The following is an 18,360-nucleotide window of genomic DNA, read 5'->3' on the forward strand; positions in this document are numbered from 1 at the left end:
CGTGCCATTTTACAATAATATCAGTATTACATCCGTACTTATTTCGTTATCTATGTCCGATATGCAGCGTTAATCCGCACGTAATCGTAGGTTAGGTCACAGCCCCATGCTGTGGCGGTTCCGTTCCCGTGATGCAAATCCACAATAATCCGCACCGTATCTCCCCGTAGGTAGGAGAGCGCCTCATCTTCATCAAAAGCGACCGGACTGGACGCGCTCAGCACAACAATATCACCCAGGCGGATGTCTACCGTATCCGGGTTGACCGGCTCTCCGGCCCGCCCAACAGCGGCAATAATCCGGCCCCAGTTCGCATCAGCACCAAAAACTGCCGACTTCACCAGACTGGACCCGATCACCGTCTTCGCGATCGCTTGAGCGGATGCATCGCTTACCGCACCACTCACGGACACCTCTACCAGCTTCGTAGCGCCTTCCCCATCGCGGGCAATTGCCTTCGCCAGCTCACGGCAGATATAGGTGAATGCTTCGGCAAAAGCATCCCAATCAGGATGTCCTGCATGCAGCTCACGGTTACCTGCCAGCCCGCTTGCCATCGCGATCAGCATATCGTTCGTGCTCGTATCGCCATCTACTGTAATCATATTAAAGCTGGTATCCGTTGCCTGCTTCAATAGCTGATGAAGTGCAGTCTGCCCAATCGCAGCATCACAGGTCATAAAAGCCAGCATTGTGGCCATGTTCGGATGAATCATGCCCGAGCCCTTCGCCGCCCCGGCGATGTGTACGGTCACACCATCCACTTCAACCGCCACACACGCTTCCTTCTTAACCAGGTCCGTCGTCAGAATGGCTTGGGTAAATTGCTCCGCTCCATCGCTTTCCCCGTTCACACGGCCAGGTAATGCGGATATGCCGCCAAGCACACGGTCCATTTTCAAATGCTCACCAATCACGCCCGTCGATGCAACGGCTACATTACTCTCCGCAACACCCAGCTCACGAGCAGCAGCCGAGCGCATAGCGTAGGCGTCCTGCTCTCCTTGCTGTCCGGTGCAGGCATTGGCGTTCCCACTGTTCACCACGACCGCTTGCAGCCGACCATCCACGAGGCTCTCGCGAGTCACTTTGAGCGGTGCAGCCTGAAATACATTGGTGGTGTATACCGCAGCAGCCGTCGCCTCTACCTCGCAGCGAATCGCGCCGATATCGTTGCGGTCCGTATTTTTAAGCCCGCAGTGCAACCCTCCGGCTGTAAAGCCGCGTGGGGTTACGATATTCCCCCCGTTTACTACTGTAAACCCTGATTTGCTCATCATTGTGTGCCCTCGTCCGCAACGCTTTCTATAAGTAACGGTTCTATTTACGAATCTATTCCCGCCCGCTTACGTTTCCCGCTTCCATGTTGCGTCTGCTTGCTGCTTACGGATATACCGGTATGAAGCCCAGTCCGAGGTTCTCCTCCCATCCCATCATTAAGTTTAAGTTCTGAATCGCCTGTCCAGCAGCACCCTTCACGACGTTATCAATGACCGAAATAATCGTAAGGCGCCCGGTCCGTGCATCTGTTGCAAAACCGATATCGCAGTAATTGGAGCCAAATACTTCCTTCGTTGCCGGCCATACACCTTCACCACGCACACGGACAAAAGGATGGTCTTTATAATAATCCCGGTATAGCCCGATGAGATCCTGATCTGTGTAATCACCCTTCAACGTGACATAGATCGTACTCATAATTCCTCGGGTCATCGGAACCAGTTGTGTCGTAAACGTAATCGTAACGTCCTCACCCGCAATATCGCCCAATACCTGTTCGATCTCAGGGATATGCTGGTGCTTGTTAATCTTGTAGGCTTTAAAATTCTCGTTCATCTCCGCATAATGCGAACCGAGACTTGTTCCCCGGCCGGAGCCGGATACCCCGGATTTGGCATCTACAATCAGTGTCCGATGGTCGATCCAATCTGCCTTCAACGCAGGGACAATCCCCAGCAATGTTGCCGTTGGGTAGCAACCCGGATTAGAAATAAAAGAGACGCCGGCAAGCGTTTCTGCATACACCTCGCTGAGTCCGTATACGGCTTGCTTGAGATATTCGGATGAAGCCGCAGGCTTTTTATACCATGCTTCGTACGTTTCCCCGCTTCGCAGTCTGAAATCCCCGGAGAGGTCAATGACCTTCAATCCGGCATCCAGAAGCTGCGGCACCAGCTTGGTACTCACACCAGAAGGCGTAGCTGTGAAAACCAGATCAGCCTTGGCAGCCATCTCTTGAACATCGACACCGTCCAAATCCTGAACCACAATGTCCGTCAGATGCGGAAACCCGTCACTGATCGGGACACCCGCGCTGGACGAAGAAATAACAGATACGATCTCTACCTGCGGATGATGAACTAAAAAACGAATGAGCTCCACCCCGCCATACCCGGTGGAACCGACAATTGCCACTTTTAGCTTGCTGCTCACAGACCTTCCTCCATTCCGTTCCTATGAAATATGTATTATTATACGACTCTATTCATATAAATACAACATACTCATGTAAAGTTATTCACCCAAATTTGAAATATAAGCTCTTGCCTATTCTTTTGACGGACAAGCTGTACAGGCTATAATAAAGGAAATTAAAAAAAATAGAGCCTATTGGATACAGTCTGCCGTTTTGCATAAAGAAAGGGGGAGAATACCTTTTAAATTATCTCTTTTGAAGCGTATGATTGGGATTCACAGTTGGATCATAATTTCAAAAATAAACTTAAACGTTAGGGGTGTTACACATCGAAACATATACATCGAATATCGTAATAGATGCTAAAGCAAAGTTAGGCGAGGGCCCTAGCTGGGATCAACAGTTCCAACGTTTATTTTGGGTCGATATTGAAGGCTTTCAATTGCATATCTACGATCCTTCTACATGCACAAATCGTACAATAGACGTTGGTGAACCTATTAGTGCAGTTGTACCTTATCTCAAAAACAAAGTAATCGTAGCACTAATTAGCGGTCTACATTGTTTGGATATTGAGACAGGGGCCAAGGTATTAATCCATGATCCCGAAAAAGGTAGATTAGGTAATCGATTTAATGATGGTAAATGCGATCCTTCAGGACGTTTTTTGGCAGGAACAATGAGCCTAAATGGTGAACTCGCACAAGGAGCATTGTATAGTCTGAGCACCAAAGGCAATGTCTCCTTACTGGTTGAAGAAGCTTCTATATCTAATGGATTAGCTTGGAGCGCAGATCATCGTACAATGTATTATATTGATACTCCGACATTGGAAATCGTTTCCTTCGATTATGATGTGGCACAAGGCACTATTAAGAATAAGCAACTGGTGGCTAGATTGGATGAAAGTGAAGGGTATCCAGATGGCATGACAATCGATGCAGAGGGTATGTTGTGGATTGCTCGCTGGGGAGGGAAACGTGTTTCCCGTATCCATCCTGCCCATGGAAAAGTGATTGCTGAGGTGTCACTCCCAGTCAATCGTGTGACTTCGTGCGCTTTTGGCGGTGAACATCTGGATGAGTTATATATAACGACTGCTCAAGAAGACGATGGTATTGATCAACCACTAGCAGGCGGTTTATTTATGGCCAAAACAGGGGTAAAAGGAATGCCAACCTCGTATTTTAATCAAGGACGAACGGCAAATTGGCTTGAACGATTACCAAAAAGGATCTAATGAGCTATGCTAAAAAGAAAGGAGCCTACTACATCAGTGGGCTCCTCCTGCATTGATTCAGTTAAGAACAAGCCTTTCGGCAGGTCACCTTGTTTCAGCCTTCCTTCTTAAAGCCTTCACCCAATACCTCACGCGTGTTACTAATGATCACAAAAGCATCCGGATCTACCAAGCGAACAAGCGTTTTGAGACGGGTCACCTCATTTTGGCCTACCACAACCATTAGCACAGGACGTTCTTCGTTCGTATAACCTCCTCGTCCTGCCAGCTCCGTCAATCCCCGATCCAGGTCCTGTAAAATAGCCTGTGTGATCTTTTCCTTTTGATTGGATATGATATAGGCCACTTTGGAGTAGCTTAACCCCATTTCCACGGCATCAATGACCTTGCCGGTTACAAACAAACCAATCAGTGCATACAGCGCCCGTTCTGGCGATAGAGCAAAGCCAGCCAGTGTGATGACTGTACCATCCATGAGCATGACGCAGAGTGATAGGCTGAGGCCGGTATATTTTTGAATGATCTGCGCCAAAATAGCCAGCCCACCCGTCGAGCCTCTGCCCCGGAATACAGTGCCCAATCCCAACCCTACTCCGATTCCACCATACAGGGAAGCCAGCAACGGATTCGTTGTCGGAACTGCCCAATCCTTAGTTAGATAAACGAATAAAGGTAACATGATACTTCCCAGCAGGGAGCGCAAACCGTATTTCTTTCCTAACAGCAGCACCCCAGCTATAAATAACGGAATATTCATTCCCCACTGCGTATAAGCTGGTTCCAGACCAAACAGATCCTCGCCCAAAATAGATAAACCCGACACACCGCCGGATGCAATTCGGTTCGGAAGCAGGAACATATTGAAGGTCAGCGCCGTAATGAAGGAGCCGAGCACAATGAGTAGAACATCCATCACATTGCGAGCGGGGCCACTGGCGGCAATTAGAGGCTTACGGCGTCTTCGCCTAGCAGCGGGGAGATTCATTTGGGACATCTTTCGTATTCTCCTTTAATTTAAAAATACCGTGTACACAAAAATTCCTACAGTCCACAGGCACTTGGCCTACGGGACTGTAGGAAGACATACAGGCTATTATTCTGCGTCCAGCTTGATCTGACTGCGCAGGTAACCATCGATGAACGGGTCCAGATCGCCATCCATGACAGCCCCTACATTGCCTGTTTCCACACTGGTACGATGATCCTTCACCATGCTATATGGGTGGAACACGTAAGAACGAATTTGGCTGCCCCATGCAATATCGGACTGTTCCCCACGGATTTCGTCCAATTGTTGACGCTGCTCTTCAATTTTGCGCTCATAGAGCTTGGAACGAAGCATCGTCATAGCCTGCTCACGGTTCTTGATCTGGGAGCGCTCATTTTGGCAAGTTACAACAATGCCGGAAGGAAGATGCGTAATCCGAACTGCTGAATCGGTCGTGTTAATATGCTGACCGCCTGCGCCGCTGGCGCGGTACGTATCAATTTTAAGATCCTCTGTCCGGATTTCCACGTCCACATCATCCGCAATTTCCGGCACGACATCACAGGATACGAATGATGTATGCCGACGACCCGAGGAATCAAATGGAGAAATGCGAACGAGACGATGCACGCCTTTTTCTGCTTTGAGGTAGCCGTAAGCATTATAGCCCTTGATCAGTAGCGTTACACTTTTGATCCCTGCTTCATCACCCGCCAGGTAATCCAGCGTTTCTACCTTAAAGCCACGTTTTTCTGCCCAGCGTGTATACATCCGTAGCAGCATTTGACCCCAGTCCTGCGACTCGGTTCCGCCTGCCCCCGGATGCAGTTCCAAAATGGCATTAAGCTTGTCATATGGCTGATTCAAAAGCAATTGTAGTTCGAACTCCTCAAGCTTGCTCAGCAAGGATCTGATACTGTTCTCAATTTCTCCAGCCAGTGTTTCGTCGCCTTCCTCATCAGCCAGCTCAGCCATCATCCCCGCATCCTCATATTCCTGACGGAGCTGTTCATAGCTGTCTACCGAAGACTTAACCGCGTTCATTTCCGCGATCACAGCTTGGGCTTTATCGTTATCATCCCAAAAATCAGGCGCAGCCATCTTTTCCTCGAAGTTTGCGATCATTTCCTGTTTGAGATCTAAGTCAAAGAGACCCCCTAAGGTTTGTTAGTTTCTTGCCTATTTCTCTTAAATCATGTTTAACATTTGGATCAATCATTATGTCATTCTCCTTTTAGTCATTAGGTTAAAGGTTTAAAAGTGTTGTGAGTTACGGCTAGATGAGGAGACGCTACGCGAATGATTTGATCTTATGATCGCTGTTGCAGCGAGATGCCCTTGATTGAAATAAAACATTTAAAGGGGGGCATCTCACTGCAAAGGCGAACGCTGGCGCTTCTCCAGATTCAAATCCTTCGCTTCGCTACCGACCGCCGTAAAGTCAAACGGCTTTTAGATAACCGGGTGCTCCCCTGTATGGCACAAAATGGCCGACGGTCAGTTGGATAAACTGCCGCCTGCCATTATATGCATTGCAGGAAATGAAGGGTTCCCTAAATCCGTCCTTCAATCCGTTATTTTCTGCGTGGACGCGAAGGAGCGGATTTCTTCTTAGGAGCAGCAGGTTCGCCACTCGTCGAGATTTTGTCTTCGTCGATGACAGCCTGACGCTCTTGATTGGATTCAATTTGCGCCTTCATGATGTAAGTCGCTACTTCCTCCTGGATGCTGGCGATCATGGCATGGAACATTTCAAAACCTTCAAACTGGTATTCACGCAATGGATCGGTTCCACCATAAGCACGCAAGTGAATACCTTGACGCAACTGATCCATAGCATCGATATGATCCATCCATTTGCTATCCACTGCACGCAATACGATAACCTTCTCGAACTCGCGTACCATGTCTTCGCCAATCGTCTCTTCACGTCTGTGGTATCTTTCCGTAACTTTCTCGAAGATCATTTCAACGATCTCCTCTTTTTCTTTACCCCACAGGTCATCACGACTGATTGCATTTTCCTCAAGCAGATTGCTGTTCACATATTCTGCCACTTCTTCAAGTTCCCAGTTTTCAGGAATGTCATCACCGCAATGAGCTTCCACCACACGCTCAATGACAGGCTTGATCATGTCGAACACGACTTCTTTAATGTTCTCGGATTCCAGCACTTCACGACGCTGTTTGTAAATAATAGTACGTTGCTGATTCATCACGTCATCATACTGGAGAACGACTTTACGCTGGTCAAAGTTGTTGCCCTCAACACGTTTTTGCGCCGATTCGATTGCACGTGTAATCATGCGGCTTTCAATCGGTTGGTCTTCCTCGAAGCCCAAGCGCTCCATCATATTCAGCACGTTGTCTGCACCAAAACGCTTCATTAACTCATCGCCCAGCGATAAGTAAAATTGTGTGGAGCCAGGATCCCCCTGACGTCCTGCACGTCCGCGAAGCTGATTATCAATACGGCGAGATTCGTGACGCTCTGTACCGATGATGTGTAAACCACCAATACTCGCTACGCCTTCGCCCAGCACGATATCTGTACCACGTCCCGCCATGTTCGTGGCAATGGTTACCGAACCCGCTTCACCTGCACGGGAAATGATTTCAGCTTCCTCGGCATGATACTTGGCGTTCAGCACTTTATGCCGTACACCTTTGCGTTTCAGCATTTCGGAAAGAAGCTCCGAATTTTCAATAGAGATCGTACCTACCAATATCGGCTGGTTTTTTTTGTGACGCTCCACAATTTCATCCACCACCGCATGGAATTTACCTTTTACGCTCTTGTATACTACGTCAGGCATATCCACACGCTGATTTGCCCGGTTCGTAGGAATCTGGAGAACTTCCAGACCATATATTTTTTTGAATTCTTCTTCTTCTGTTTTAGCTGTACCCGTCATACCCGCCAATTTGCGATACATACGGAAATAGTTTTGGAAAGTAATCGTCGCCAGCGTCATGCTCTCGTTCTGTACTACGATGTTTTCCTTCGCTTCAATCGCCTGATGCAAACCATCGCTGTAGCGACGTCCGGCCATCAGACGGCCTGTGAACTCATCGACAATCATAACTTCGCCGTCAGCTACGACATAATCCACATCCAGACGCATAATGGCGTTAGCCTTCAAGGCCTGTACGATGTGGTGATTGATTGTAACACTTTCCTGATCGTACAGATTCTCCAGTCCGAAGAAATTCTCAGCTTTGGATACACCGTTCTCGGTCAAAGCAACTGACTTCACCTTGATATCCAAGGTGTAATCTTCTTCAACATTCAGACTCTTCACAAAACGGTCAGCTGCAAAATACAGCTCCGTGGATTTCTGAGCTTGTCCAGAGATAATCAGCGGCGTACGGGCTTCATCGACGAGAATCGAATCCACTTCATCAATGATACAGAAATACAACGGACGTTGTACCATCTGTTCTTTGTAGAGCACCATGTTGTCACGCAGGTAATCGAATCCAAACTCATTGTTCGTGCCGTATGTGATGTCGCAAGCATATGCCGCTTGCTTTTCTCCATGACCCAGACCGGCCAAATTCAGCCCAACCGACATGCCCAGAAAATTATAGATTTGTCCCATTTCTCCGCTGTCACGTTGCGCCAAATAGTCATTGACCGTAACCACGTGCACGCCTTTACCCAACAGTGCATTCAAATAAACCGGCAGTGTTCCCACCAGTGTTTTACCTTCGCCGGTTTTCATTTCGGCAATTCTACCTTCATGCAGCGCAATACCGCCAAGCATCTGCACGTCATAATGACGTTTGCCCAGTACCCGCTTGGACGCCTCACGAACGGTTGCGAAAGCATCCGGCAAAATCTCTTCTGCCGTAGTTCCCTGCTCAATCCGGGCTTTAAACTCCGCCGTTTTCGCTTGCAGTTCCTCATCCGATAGCTTCTCGAAATCCGGCTCTAATTTATTGATCAGCTCAACCGTCTTCATTAGACGCTTGACGTCACGTTCGTTTGTATCTCCAAAAATTTTCTTTACAATTCCTAACATGGTTTACCCCTTTCACGCAAAACAATTAATAGAATCAATTTCACAATAAGAAAGGGTCCATGATGAAATTGATCCCGATATGTTTGACAGGCCCGGCTATACCAGCCCATCGTGCGATGTTCTTTGCATAAATTGTAACAGTTTGTAGGACATGCCGCAACAAAAGCCGCTCCCTGATTTGCATCTGGTTAAAGATACCCAAACAATTGACGTATGAAATACACATTTGGTTGCGCTCTTTTGCATTAAAATTACATTTCATTTCCAAAAAAAACATATAAAAGAGCCCTACCCCGCCAGGTTCGCAAGGATAAGGCTCGTCGTTATTTTCATTCTTCCCAATCTCCAATGAGATGCTTTCAATCGGGAACCCTTTATTCATTTTAAAACATAACAAGTTCCTGTCTTACAGATTATTCTCGTTCGATTAGGCCGTATTTACCGTCATTGCGCTTGTAAACCACGCTGACTTCTTCGTTATCAATATTGGCAAATACGAAGAAATTATGTCCAACCATGTTCATTTGAAGAATAGCCTCTTCCACATCCATCGGTTTCAATAAGAAACGCTTGGTGCGGACGACTTCCAGCTCATCCAATTCTGCATCTTCAGCAACAGCCACGCCACCTGCCGTATCTTCAACAAAAAGGGTTTTCAAGCTGCCTTCTTGACGAAATTTACGGTTCAGCTTGGTTTTATGCTTACGAATCTGCCGCTCAAGCTTGTCTACCACGGCATCAATGGACGCATACATGTCGTCGCTTTCGTCTTCGGCACGGAGTACAAGCCCCGGCAAAGGAATGGTTACTTCTACAGTGTGCAAATCTCTGGTTGTGCTTAACGTTACACTTCCGTCAGACGTCGGGGGTGCATCGAAATACTTCTCAAGTCTGCTGAATTTCTTATCAACGTATTCCTTCAAAGCGTCGGTAACCTCGATCTGTTGACCTCGTACTGTTAAGTTCATAGGGCACGCCTCCTTTGCTCCTCCAGTATAACACATATGTTAACGCCAAGTAAAAAAAGCACCCAACTTTTCGGAGGTATTTTACAAAATTCTGTTTTTTTCGATAAAACGCTTCCTCCAACACCCTTTTTATGGAGATCATGTTTTAAAGAGGCATTCATACACATGTGAATAATAAGCACATATAAAAAAAAGTTGCTCTGCTGCATCGTGACATTTATGAATTCCCGGCTTTACGCTCAGCTACCTTAACGAAAAAGGACGGGTGGCCCTTTCACACTGAATCGGATACAGTTCTGCCGAAAAATTTCCTTTTGCTGTGAACGGGTCACTCGTGTAAAGGGCCCTTTTATATACCCGGAAAACATAAAAAAGCCCTGGAATACATTCCAGGGCAGTTACTAGCGCGTTATCCATTGCTAACCATCTTACCAATTATGTAGGTCGGCTATGCCGGGGATGATTATAATTTGGTTACGTTAGCGGCTTGTGGTCCACGTGCGCCTTCGACAATGTCGAACTCCACGTCTTGTCCTTCTTCAAGTGTTTTGAAGCCTTCTGTTTGAATTGCGGAAAAATGAACGAATACGTCGCCGCCATCAGCGGTTTCAATGAAACCATAACCTTTTTCTGCGTTAAACCATTTTACTTTACCTTGCATGCACTAACATTCCCTTCGTCATCAAATGAAGTGAAGCTCTCGCCCACAATCCGACTATACCACCCAAAGTTATCCATTGTCAATTGGAATTGATAATGTTTTCTTTCATAGTTATTCCAGTTATCATAAGTAAATCACTCTATTCCTATAGATTGGCATGGTATAATAAGCAAAAGAGCCTACTATATTCATATAGTAAACTCTTTATGAGCGTTTGAAACTCATAAAATAAATTCAATTAAATTTTTTGTTGCATCCGTTTCACTTATTATCGGGGATCTCCAGCCATATCAATAAAATTCAAACGTCTTGGAGTAGTTCGCTGTTGGTTTCAACGAAAGAGGAACCTCATTTCGTCCTAAACGATCTGGCGTTGGATCTATGAACGAATCTTGACCATTACCCTCATCACAAAAGAGGGCACACTGTCATAGGAAGCAAGGAAGGCTCGTCTACACATCTTCTTACGACTCCCTCGTCCAATAATACCAACTTTCCATTTTTTGAATTCTATAACCACACTTTATATATAAATTCATTGCATTATAATTTCTACCTTGTGTCGAAACTAATAGTTGATCAATTGGCCTGGATTCAAGAAACACTTTTAACTCTGTTAGTAACTTCGTGCCTATTCCATGGCTTTGATGCTTTAGATCGACTCCCAAAAGACCGATCCTTGCTTCTCTGTCGTTTAAATTTTCTTTAATTGTTACGAATCCAATAATCTCTCCATCCATCGTAAGAACAAGGCAATAATCATCAAACGAACCCAGAATCGACTTTTCCACCCATAAATTATATAATTTATCCACTTTTTCTGCATCAAAAATATGCTGATAACAAGAATATCGACTATCTTTAAATAATCCTGTCAGTTTATTTTTCAATAAAGGAAAGTCATGCTCCGTGGCAAATACAAGGGAACTTTCATTTTGTGCATTACTACCTATTCTAGTCTCAAATGTTACTTTAATATCAGCCATATGAAAATTTTCATTTTCCAGAAATTGAATAGTGGTTATATCATCAATTTTACAAAGCGCTTGTATAAAGTCCAATTGATTCTTTTCTATAAAATGTTGAAGATATGAGCTTGTAACTGGGGAAGTAGTTGATACTTCGGCCATATTCATAGCAAAAAAAATAGAATCCCAATGCAAAAGCCTCAGCATTCTAGACCCCTCCGACTAAAGAAGAACTATACTGTAAAAAGAAATTATAAATACAGTCTACAATCCGATTTATATCAGACTCCTCAATATTAAAATAGAGAGGTAATCTAATTAAACGTTCGCTCTCTCTAGTTGTGTAAACATCCCTACCAGTAAATGAACTATGTTTTAACCCTGCCTCGGAGCTATGAAGCGGTACATAATGAAAAACAGCCATAATTTCATGTCTTCTCAAAAAATTCAATAGTTCAGTCCTTATTTCTAAATCTCTAACTTTAATATAAAATATATGAGCATTATGAGCATTGCCCAGAGGTATACAAGGTATGTCGATTAATTTTTCTTCACTCAGAGGTTTTAATCTATTAAAATATAAATTCCAGCTAGCCAATCTATTTTTTGTAATCATCTCCGCGGCTTCAAGTTGTGCCATTAAAAAGGCAGTATTCAGTTCACTAGGGAGGTAGGACGAACCTATGTCAACCCAAGTATACTTATCTACCTGACCTCTAAAAAATTTGGATCTGTTTGTCCCTTTCTCACGTATTATTTCAGCCTTCTCCACAAATCGGTCATCATTGACCAACAAAGCACCACCTTCTCCGCAATGTACATTTTTGGTTTCGTGAAAGCTGATACATCCTAAATGACCAATAGTCCCAAGTTTTCTCCCTTTATATTCACTAAGAATCCCTTGTGCTGCATCCTCTACAACTACCAAATTGTATCTATTCGCCAAATCTAAAATTTTATCCATATCACAAGCTACTCCAGCATAATGCACTGGGACAATTACTTTTGTTTTATCTGTGATCGCATCTTCTATAAGATCTTCATCAATATTCATAGTATCTGGTCGGATATCCACGAACACAATCTTAGCTCCTCTTAAAACAAAGGCATTAGCAGTGGATACAAATGTATAAGATGGCATGATAATTTCATCCCCCTGTTGGATATCCAAGAGAATAGCAGCCATCTCCAGAGCATGTGTGCAAGAAGTCGTTATTAGTGTTTTTTTCACATTAAAAGTTCTATCAAACCAATTTGCACATAACCGCGTAAATTCTCCATCACCCGAAAGATGTCCACTAGAAAATGACTCTTTGATATACTCTCCTTCTTTACCTACGATTGCCGGTACATTGAAATTTATCATTTTCATCTCTCATTTCAGCAAATTATGTGGTGAAGCACGTGCAGCTTAATAAAAGTGTGGTGATTTAGTCATAGTCTCTATAACCTCTTTCATAACCTTCTCACTGTCAAAGATTTCACTCGCCCTGCTTATTGCTACAGATTTTTCGTGTTCCCTAAATACGGGGTTTTCCCAATTTTTTATAAATGTATTCACATCATCAAAACTGTTAATATGATAGTGCTCTCCTGCCGTGTGAGCAACATCCCCGAAGGCATATGTAAAAACGGGTAGCCCTTGCCTTAATGCAATAGCCGCAGAAGTACCACCTCCAGATCGAAATGTGTTCAAATACGCGTCACACACTTCATAAACAGCGGCTAAATCCTTTTGAACTCCGACATGAACAGATTGTTTATCAAGAGTGATATATCGATTCGTTATCTTATTATAATTTTTAAGTTCACCTATAAACATAATGCGGGTATGATCATTACATTTCAGCAAATCGTCCAGCTTTGTTAAAAAAGAATCGTCTAGCTCCGTATCAAGCCGATTACCTACTATGGCCAATACAAAATTGTCCTCGCCTAACCCCCAATACTCTCTATGCATTTTAGTCTGTGGAGGCGTATATTTATAAGTAAACACACTCTCAATAACAGATTCCCGAGACCTGCTTAATTCTTCTAGGGTGTTCAAATCTGCTGTGTTTACTTTTCTGGGCAAAATAGAAAATGTGCTCTCTGAGATGGGGAGATCATAAGCTAATGGCAGAGTGATAACAGGCACAAAATTAGAAAATAGGTCGGCGCTTACATTTGAGCCTGAGACAGATAAAACAAAAAGCGGCTTTAAATGTAATATCATTTGGATTAGCTCTGATATCTGGGCACCATTTGGCATTTCCTTTTTACATTGAAAGAATGGAATACTTAAATCTTCATACACTAGCTTTTCAGTTTGATTGTACCCCTCAACATAGTTAGATAGGACAGCTCCGAAATAAGGCGTGGTTATAGATCTTGGCATGTCTGCGGTATTGATAAGAAAAATATTTTTTTTGAGATTATATAAAGCTTTGCAATGATCTAGCGCTACTTGTGTTGGACTATGTAACATAGAAAGCATCTGTCCCGCTACAACAACTACAAGATCTTGGTTGCGTTCTTCATAAGGAATCCAATTCGCCTCGTTTGCAATTTGATTATTAAAATACTCAAAATATTTTCGATATATCCTTCTCAGTCTGTTAGTATTTTCCTCCGTTTTTAATTTAGGAGTAGTAAAAAGAAAGCTCGTAATTTGCCAGTAAACAAAATGTAGCACATCTATTCTTACTTCTTTTTCTATAGATTCAAAAATATCATCCAAAAACTTCTGATCCTTTGTACAGGTGAGTAAAAATGACGTTAAATATAGCCCCCAATTCTTATAATCCGATATCAATTGTTCGATTTCAGTTACTATCACTTGACGACTATTTGAATCTATACTTTCAAAGTTTCCAATTAATTTGGTTAGTTCATGGTCCAGTAATTTGTATACTTCCACATTTGATAATTTATCATTCGATAGTATTTTTTTTAATTCAAGCGTTTCTTTGGAACTTCTCATTAGGGACCTCTTTTCATTAGTATTAGGGTTTACTGTGGGGACCACGTTCAGGATTAAAAGCCTCACAATAGCCCCCCTTCTCCCCTTTATTCACATCACTACAGATTATACGATGATGTCCCTAGAGGAGGTAGACGTATACAGTCTATTCTATCCATCCAAAACTCTCTGTTGTCAGAAATCTCCCCTTCTCTTGTACTAAAAGCACCCACAAATCCATTCTGTACTAGAACAGGAGTTAGTTTGTCCAACATTAACTTTTGGTTAACACCACCACCAAAGGCAGGCGTGTACCAAATCGGATTTATACCTAAAACACTCTTCATCCAATCTTTACAAGGACCGATTTCAATATCATAAAATTCCTGTGGATCGCCATTATAAGGAATATGATTATGAGCATGCACACCTATAGTCATTCCTGCCTGGCTCATTTCGACTATTTCTTCTGTACTTATATAAAAATCATTTATAAATTTATACTTATCGGGAAACAAGGACTGAAAAATAGATTCGAGAAAGATAGTTGCTTCGGTAACAGATAATTTAAAATTAAGCATAAATTTATTGTATCTACGTAGTTTATTCTGTTCATACTTATAGATTTGACTTTCCTCTTCCACACCGCACGTATCATACATCCCACTCAGTAATTCCCATATCTCTTCATCAGATTTGAAAGAGAGCACCGTGTGAACCAAATGAACTAATGGAATGTTTCCTGTGATGTGTGGACCAGACATGATTGTAAAATATGCAGGAATTCCTTTTTTTTTCAAAATGTCAAAGGCAAACGTGTATTGATCTTTTGTTCCATCATCAAACGTTAGTACACACCATGGTTCCGAATTGAACTTATCAATCTCGTCCAACGAGATAATTCGATGTGTCTTGCTAATTAAATCTAGCTGTTCTTCAAAGTCATGGGGATGCATGGGAACAATACCATCCCATCCCTTCTTCTCACGTACATAGTGGTACATCGCAGCAATATTACCCAATTCAATTCCACCCTTTAGGAAGTGGCCAAATGTTCGGTCGATCCATATCTCCATCAGTTTTAACAAGATATATATCATTCACTTCCGTATTTTGAAAAGCACCTTCATTATTTTTAATTTTCCATACAAAATTAATGGGATTAACACGATGCCGAAAAGGCTGGAACAAACCTGCCAATCCACATTCCGTTGGAGTGTAGTCTATATTTTGTTTTTTAAATCCAATAGATTCCAGGACATGTTCTAAACGATTTGAACTTAACTGATAATCTGCCGCAGCACACCCTTGATCTCGGGCCCATGATAAGACTCCAGCTATCATCTCGTTCAAGCGATGATCTGCTATTCCTTTCCAAACATCAGCATTAACTGGAATGATTTCTATAATCCTTAACACTTTTGTGCCATGGATGTTCTCATCGGGAGCATGTACTCGATCTAGTCGTGCAACTACAATCCCTTCAGAAGTGGAATCACCGAAAAATAAATACTTATAGCCCGCGCTATTTATATACCTCCAATCCCAAAAGGAGGCGCTACGATACTGAGAAAGTGAAAAACGATGTTGAACACTATTAATGTATAATTGCTCTAACTCCTCACCCGTAATATTGAGTATAGGGCTGTATGAATGTATCAATCTTTCTTCAACACCCGCTATCCATTGCTCAATGCTCGCTTGATCAACCGGGTCCTTTAGTAAATTCACATAACCGTTCACATCGAGCGGGATGACGTAACGGTTCAAATGATCTGAATACGAATACCCCATACGCTCATACATAGGTACCACTTGAAAATTACAGCCTAAAGTCAAACACACCGGATTATACTTCTCTGCTTCTTTCATAAGCATAATTCCCAAGCCACTGTTTTTATACTTTTCTGACACAATCCACATTGCGAAACTGATGCCTTTATATTGTTCTCCGTTAGAACTATACTCACCAGGAATGACCCCAAGGAATCCCTCAATGCAGCCATTGTCGACCAGAAGCAGGGATTCTGCTAAACCGTCCTCATCAACCCGATACTGCCAATCGAACAATTCTTTATTATAAATGGCATGCTCTGAAGACCAATTAATTCTCATAAATGCAACCAGCGATTCATAATCAGAATCTTGATATTTTACAATTTCCAATAGTTACGCCCTCCTTTTCACGCGTTATATTTTTCTACAATAACATTTCGAAGAAAATATTAATTATGAATACTATTCAAAATATGCAAAATGCTTTGCACTGAATCTATATTAGCTATTTCATCAATGGGAATAGACACATTAAAAATAGCTTCAAGTTCCATCACTAAATTCAATTGATTGAGCGAATCCCAATGTTCAAAGTCACTTTTTACCGATTCCAACGTCACTTTTTCGACAGGCACATTCATAATTTTAGATATTATTGATTGAACCAACTCAAATTTATTCAAAAAGAGCACTCCTTAAGTAAGATATGATGAGGTAGAAATATCTCTCCTAAATTTAATTCATTGTTTTTAGATACATCCCTATACTTCTTTGAAATAAAATCATAAAAAGGTTTATTCTTTTCCGTCTTTACATACGTAGCCTTAATATTATGAGGTAAAAAATGCTTGGTAACTAAATAAAGCATTGCTTCCTCAATTCCCTTGCCCATGACACGACAACTCATAACAAAATCATGGATTTCAGCCTGACCTCCATCATCAGATGAAACCGAAATCAGTCCTGTATAACCTGCATTTCCAAATTTGTCTTCCACTTCAAATAAGATTGCATGATTATTCGGTAGTTCACTCCAGGACCAATACTCTTCAATCGTAAACCTGCGGGTCGCCATGTTAAACTGATTCGTTTTATTCATTAACTGTACAGCCCGTGTTAGCAATAATTTATCTAATTTATGTGGAGTCAGCTTAATTTCAAGTGAGTGGAGCCATTCTTCCAATGATCCTGCGTTTAACTTTATCGACTCCCGCTTTTGCTCCTGTTTGAACCAGTCTGTTCGTTTACGATCCTCCAACGTTATAGCAGGAGTCTCAAAACAATCCAGTTGGCTAATAAAAACTGGATATTGAGTTACATCTACAGGTAGGTCAGGTACATATATTTCAGGAAGAGCTTGCTTGATACGATCTCTTTCAGATGGATTATCATCCAAAAACACAACAGATTGCAGACCTAGATTGAGTTCTTTTACAATTTCAACAACATTGGCAGCCTTGTCGTTCCAGTTGATTCGAATTGAAGAAAAATCCTTTTTTTTCAGAATCATTTCCGGATGCTGTTCTATCATTTCTAGTGCTATCGGTTCGCTGTTTTTACTGCAAATAGCCAGAATGACACCTCGGTTACTCAATCTTTGCAATTCTTGCTGAAAAAGCTTGAAACTCTCACCGACGGGATCAATCCCCCCCAGTTTGATGTTGTCAATGCCATCGTCGCCAATAATGCCACCCCAGAGCGTATTATCCAGATCACAGATAATTAGCTTTTTACTTTGTCCGTATAGACCACTAACGATTGATTTTAGCTCATTGGATACAAAGAGAAAAAAATCACGCGAGAACTGAATTTTCCCAAGTGCATACATTTTAGCATCGTAACTTTTTTGTTGGATTGCAGTATACCAATAGTTAGAATCAAGAATAATAACATGATCATGCTTTTGTAGTCGTTCTGAAAGACGTAGATTCATTTGCATAAGTACATTACTTAATCCTACATTGTGCTTTAATGTCATCGATTGTATCCAACGGTAATGAGGTGGGAGGGACCAAGACACAACAAAAATATGTTTGGCTTTTCCCTCAGCCCTGATAATAAGCTCGCAAAATTGATCGACTTCATTAAGAACATCACCGATATCAATTTCCTTATATTCCAGCAGTTTATTAAAAGAAGGAATTACTTTCTCAGGACTTGTCCATAAAAGCAATATATCCTTTTTTTCCGACCATACGGAGTGATCAGAATTCATAAGAACCTGATTCACTTGGTTATAAGGGGCCTCTGTCACTTCTAACGTCAAATCCTGAAAAGGTCCCTCTAGAAAACGAACCATCGGATTTAGATTAGAATCAGAGAGGATTAATAGTTTATTTTTTCTCATTTATTTTCTCCCCCATAAATCAAGGTTCAA

General features: G+C 42.5%; 15 protein-coding genes. 1 reads left to right on the forward strand and 14 read right to left on the reverse strand.

The window, feature by feature from the left end:
- Window positions 1-50: 50 nt before the first annotated feature.
- Both argJ and argC read right to left on the reverse strand, forming a co-directional pair.
- Window positions 51-1,277, reverse strand: a complete 1,227-nt coding sequence (gene argJ / locus NST83_RS22655) for a bifunctional glutamate N-acetyltransferase/amino-acid acetyltransferase ArgJ (RefSeq protein ID WP_342418026.1) — start codon at window positions 1,275-1,277, stop codon at window positions 51-53.
- Window positions 1,278-1,383: 106 nt separating this feature from the next.
- Window positions 1,384-2,433, reverse strand: coding sequence for an N-acetyl-gamma-glutamyl-phosphate reductase (argC, locus tag NST83_RS22660; RefSeq protein ID WP_342415738.1), 1,050 nt, complete (start codon window positions 2,431-2,433; stop codon window positions 1,384-1,386).
- A gap of 302 nt (window positions 2,434-2,735) precedes the next feature.
- On the opposite strand from argC, the gene NST83_RS22665 reads away from it, so the two are divergent.
- Complete coding sequence (locus NST83_RS22665; RefSeq protein WP_342415739.1) at window positions 2,736-3,656, forward strand: SMP-30/gluconolactonase/LRE family protein; 921 nt, start codon at window positions 2,736-2,738, stop codon at window positions 3,654-3,656.
- A gap of 94 nt (window positions 3,657-3,750) precedes the next feature.
- Here NST83_RS22665 and NST83_RS22670 read toward each other — a convergent pair whose 3' ends face one another.
- The 12 genes from NST83_RS22670 to NST83_RS22725 form a co-directional block, all read right to left on the reverse strand.
- Window positions 3,751-4,650 carry a YitT family protein gene (locus NST83_RS22670; protein ID WP_137060521.1) on the reverse strand — a complete coding sequence of 300 codons (900 nt, stop codon included), beginning with the start codon at window positions 4,648-4,650 and terminating at the stop codon, window positions 3,751-3,753.
- A gap of 99 nt (window positions 4,651-4,749) precedes the next feature.
- Window positions 4,750-5,863 (reverse strand): peptide chain release factor 2 gene (gene prfB, locus NST83_RS22675; protein ID WP_137060522.1). Its coding sequence is split into 2 segments (ribosomal slippage): window positions 4,750-5,790 and window positions 5,792-5,863, totalling 1,113 coding nucleotides; the frame shifts between segments, so codons are not numbered across the junction.
- A gap of 355 nt (window positions 5,864-6,218) precedes the next feature.
- Complete coding sequence (gene secA, locus NST83_RS22680; RefSeq protein ID WP_137060523.1) at window positions 6,219-8,669, reverse strand: preprotein translocase subunit SecA; 2,451 nt, start codon at window positions 8,667-8,669, stop codon at window positions 6,219-6,221.
- 413 nt (window positions 8,670-9,082) lie between these two features.
- A complete protein-coding gene (gene raiA, locus NST83_RS22685; RefSeq protein WP_137060524.1) occupies window positions 9,083-9,637 on the reverse strand; it encodes a ribosome-associated translation inhibitor RaiA in 555 nt (184 codons plus the stop codon).
- A 463-nt stretch (window positions 9,638-10,100) separates the two neighbouring features.
- The gene (locus tag NST83_RS22690; protein ID WP_013373372.1) at window positions 10,101-10,298 is read right to left on the reverse strand and encodes a cold shock domain-containing protein; all 198 of its coding nucleotides are present in this window, start codon (window positions 10,296-10,298) and stop codon (window positions 10,101-10,103) included.
- 464 nt (window positions 10,299-10,762) lie between these two features.
- On the reverse strand, window positions 10,763-11,473 hold the full coding sequence (locus NST83_RS22695) for a GNAT family N-acetyltransferase (RefSeq protein ID WP_342415740.1): 711 nt from the start codon (window positions 11,471-11,473) through the stop codon (window positions 10,763-10,765).
- Window position 11,474: 1 nt separating this feature from the next.
- On the reverse strand, window positions 11,475-12,632 hold the full coding sequence (gene rffA / locus NST83_RS22700) for a dTDP-4-amino-4,6-dideoxygalactose transaminase (protein WP_342415741.1): 1,158 nt from the start codon (window positions 12,630-12,632) through the stop codon (window positions 11,475-11,477).
- 45 nt (window positions 12,633-12,677) lie between these two features.
- The gene (locus tag NST83_RS22705; RefSeq protein WP_342415742.1) at window positions 12,678-14,228 is read right to left on the reverse strand and encodes a multimeric flavodoxin domain-containing protein; all 1,551 of its coding nucleotides are present in this window, start codon (window positions 14,226-14,228) and stop codon (window positions 12,678-12,680) included.
- 98 nt (window positions 14,229-14,326) lie between these two features.
- On the reverse strand, window positions 14,327-15,229 hold the full coding sequence (locus tag NST83_RS22710) for a polysaccharide deacetylase family protein (RefSeq protein ID WP_342415743.1): 903 nt from the start codon (window positions 15,227-15,229) through the stop codon (window positions 14,327-14,329).
- Window position 15,230: 1 nt separating this feature from the next.
- Window positions 15,231-16,373 (reverse strand): GNAT family N-acetyltransferase, encoded by a 1,143-nt coding sequence (locus NST83_RS22715; RefSeq protein WP_342415744.1) that lies wholly within the window; start codon window positions 16,371-16,373, stop codon window positions 15,231-15,233.
- Between the two features lie 59 nt (window positions 16,374-16,432).
- Window positions 16,433-16,666 (reverse strand): phosphopantetheine-binding protein, encoded by a 234-nt coding sequence (locus tag NST83_RS22720; RefSeq protein ID WP_342415745.1) that lies wholly within the window; start codon window positions 16,664-16,666, stop codon window positions 16,433-16,435.
- Complete coding sequence (locus tag NST83_RS22725) at window positions 16,663-18,330, reverse strand: HAD-IIIC family phosphatase (RefSeq protein WP_342415746.1); 1,668 nt, start codon at window positions 18,328-18,330, stop codon at window positions 16,663-16,665. Before NST83_RS22725 ends, NST83_RS22720 begins: the two co-directional genes overlap by 4 nt.
- Window positions 18,331-18,360 lie beyond the last annotated feature (30 nt).

Origin of the sequence: Paenibacillus sp. FSL R10-2782, from assembly GCF_038592985.1 — a bacterium.
Classification (GTDB): Bacteria; Bacillota; Bacilli; order Paenibacillales; family Paenibacillaceae; genus Paenibacillus; species Paenibacillus terrae_C.

Coding starts and splice junctions, on each gene's coding strand:
- NST83_RS22705 (WP_342415742.1), bottom strand. CDS start 14,228: ATGAGAAGTTCCAAAGAAACGCTTGAATTAAAAAAAATACTATCGAAT.
- rffA (WP_342415741.1), bottom strand. CDS start 12,632: ATGATAAATTTCAATGTACCGGCAATCGTAGGTAAAGAAGGAGAGTAT.
- NST83_RS22670 (WP_137060521.1), bottom strand. CDS start 4,650: ATGTCCCAAATGAATCTCCCCGCTGCTAGGCGAAGACGCCGTAAGCCT.
- argJ (WP_342418026.1), bottom strand. CDS start 1,277: ATGAGCAAATCAGGGTTTACAGTAGTAAACGGGGGGAATATCGTAACC.
- NST83_RS22725 (WP_342415746.1), bottom strand. CDS start 18,330: ATGAGAAAAAATAAACTATTAATCCTCTCTGATTCTAATCTAAATCCG.
- secA (WP_137060523.1), bottom strand. CDS start 8,669: ATGTTAGGAATTGTAAAGAAAATTTTTGGAGATACAAACGAACGTGAC.
- raiA (WP_137060524.1), bottom strand. CDS start 9,637: ATGAACTTAACAGTACGAGGTCAACAGATCGAGGTTACCGACGCTTTG.
- NST83_RS22690 (WP_013373372.1), bottom strand. CDS start 10,298: ATGCAAGGTAAAGTAAAATGGTTTAACGCAGAAAAAGGTTATGGTTTC.
- NST83_RS22695 (WP_342415740.1), bottom strand. CDS start 11,473: ATGCTGAGGCTTTTGCATTGGGATTCTATTTTTTTTGCTATGAATATG.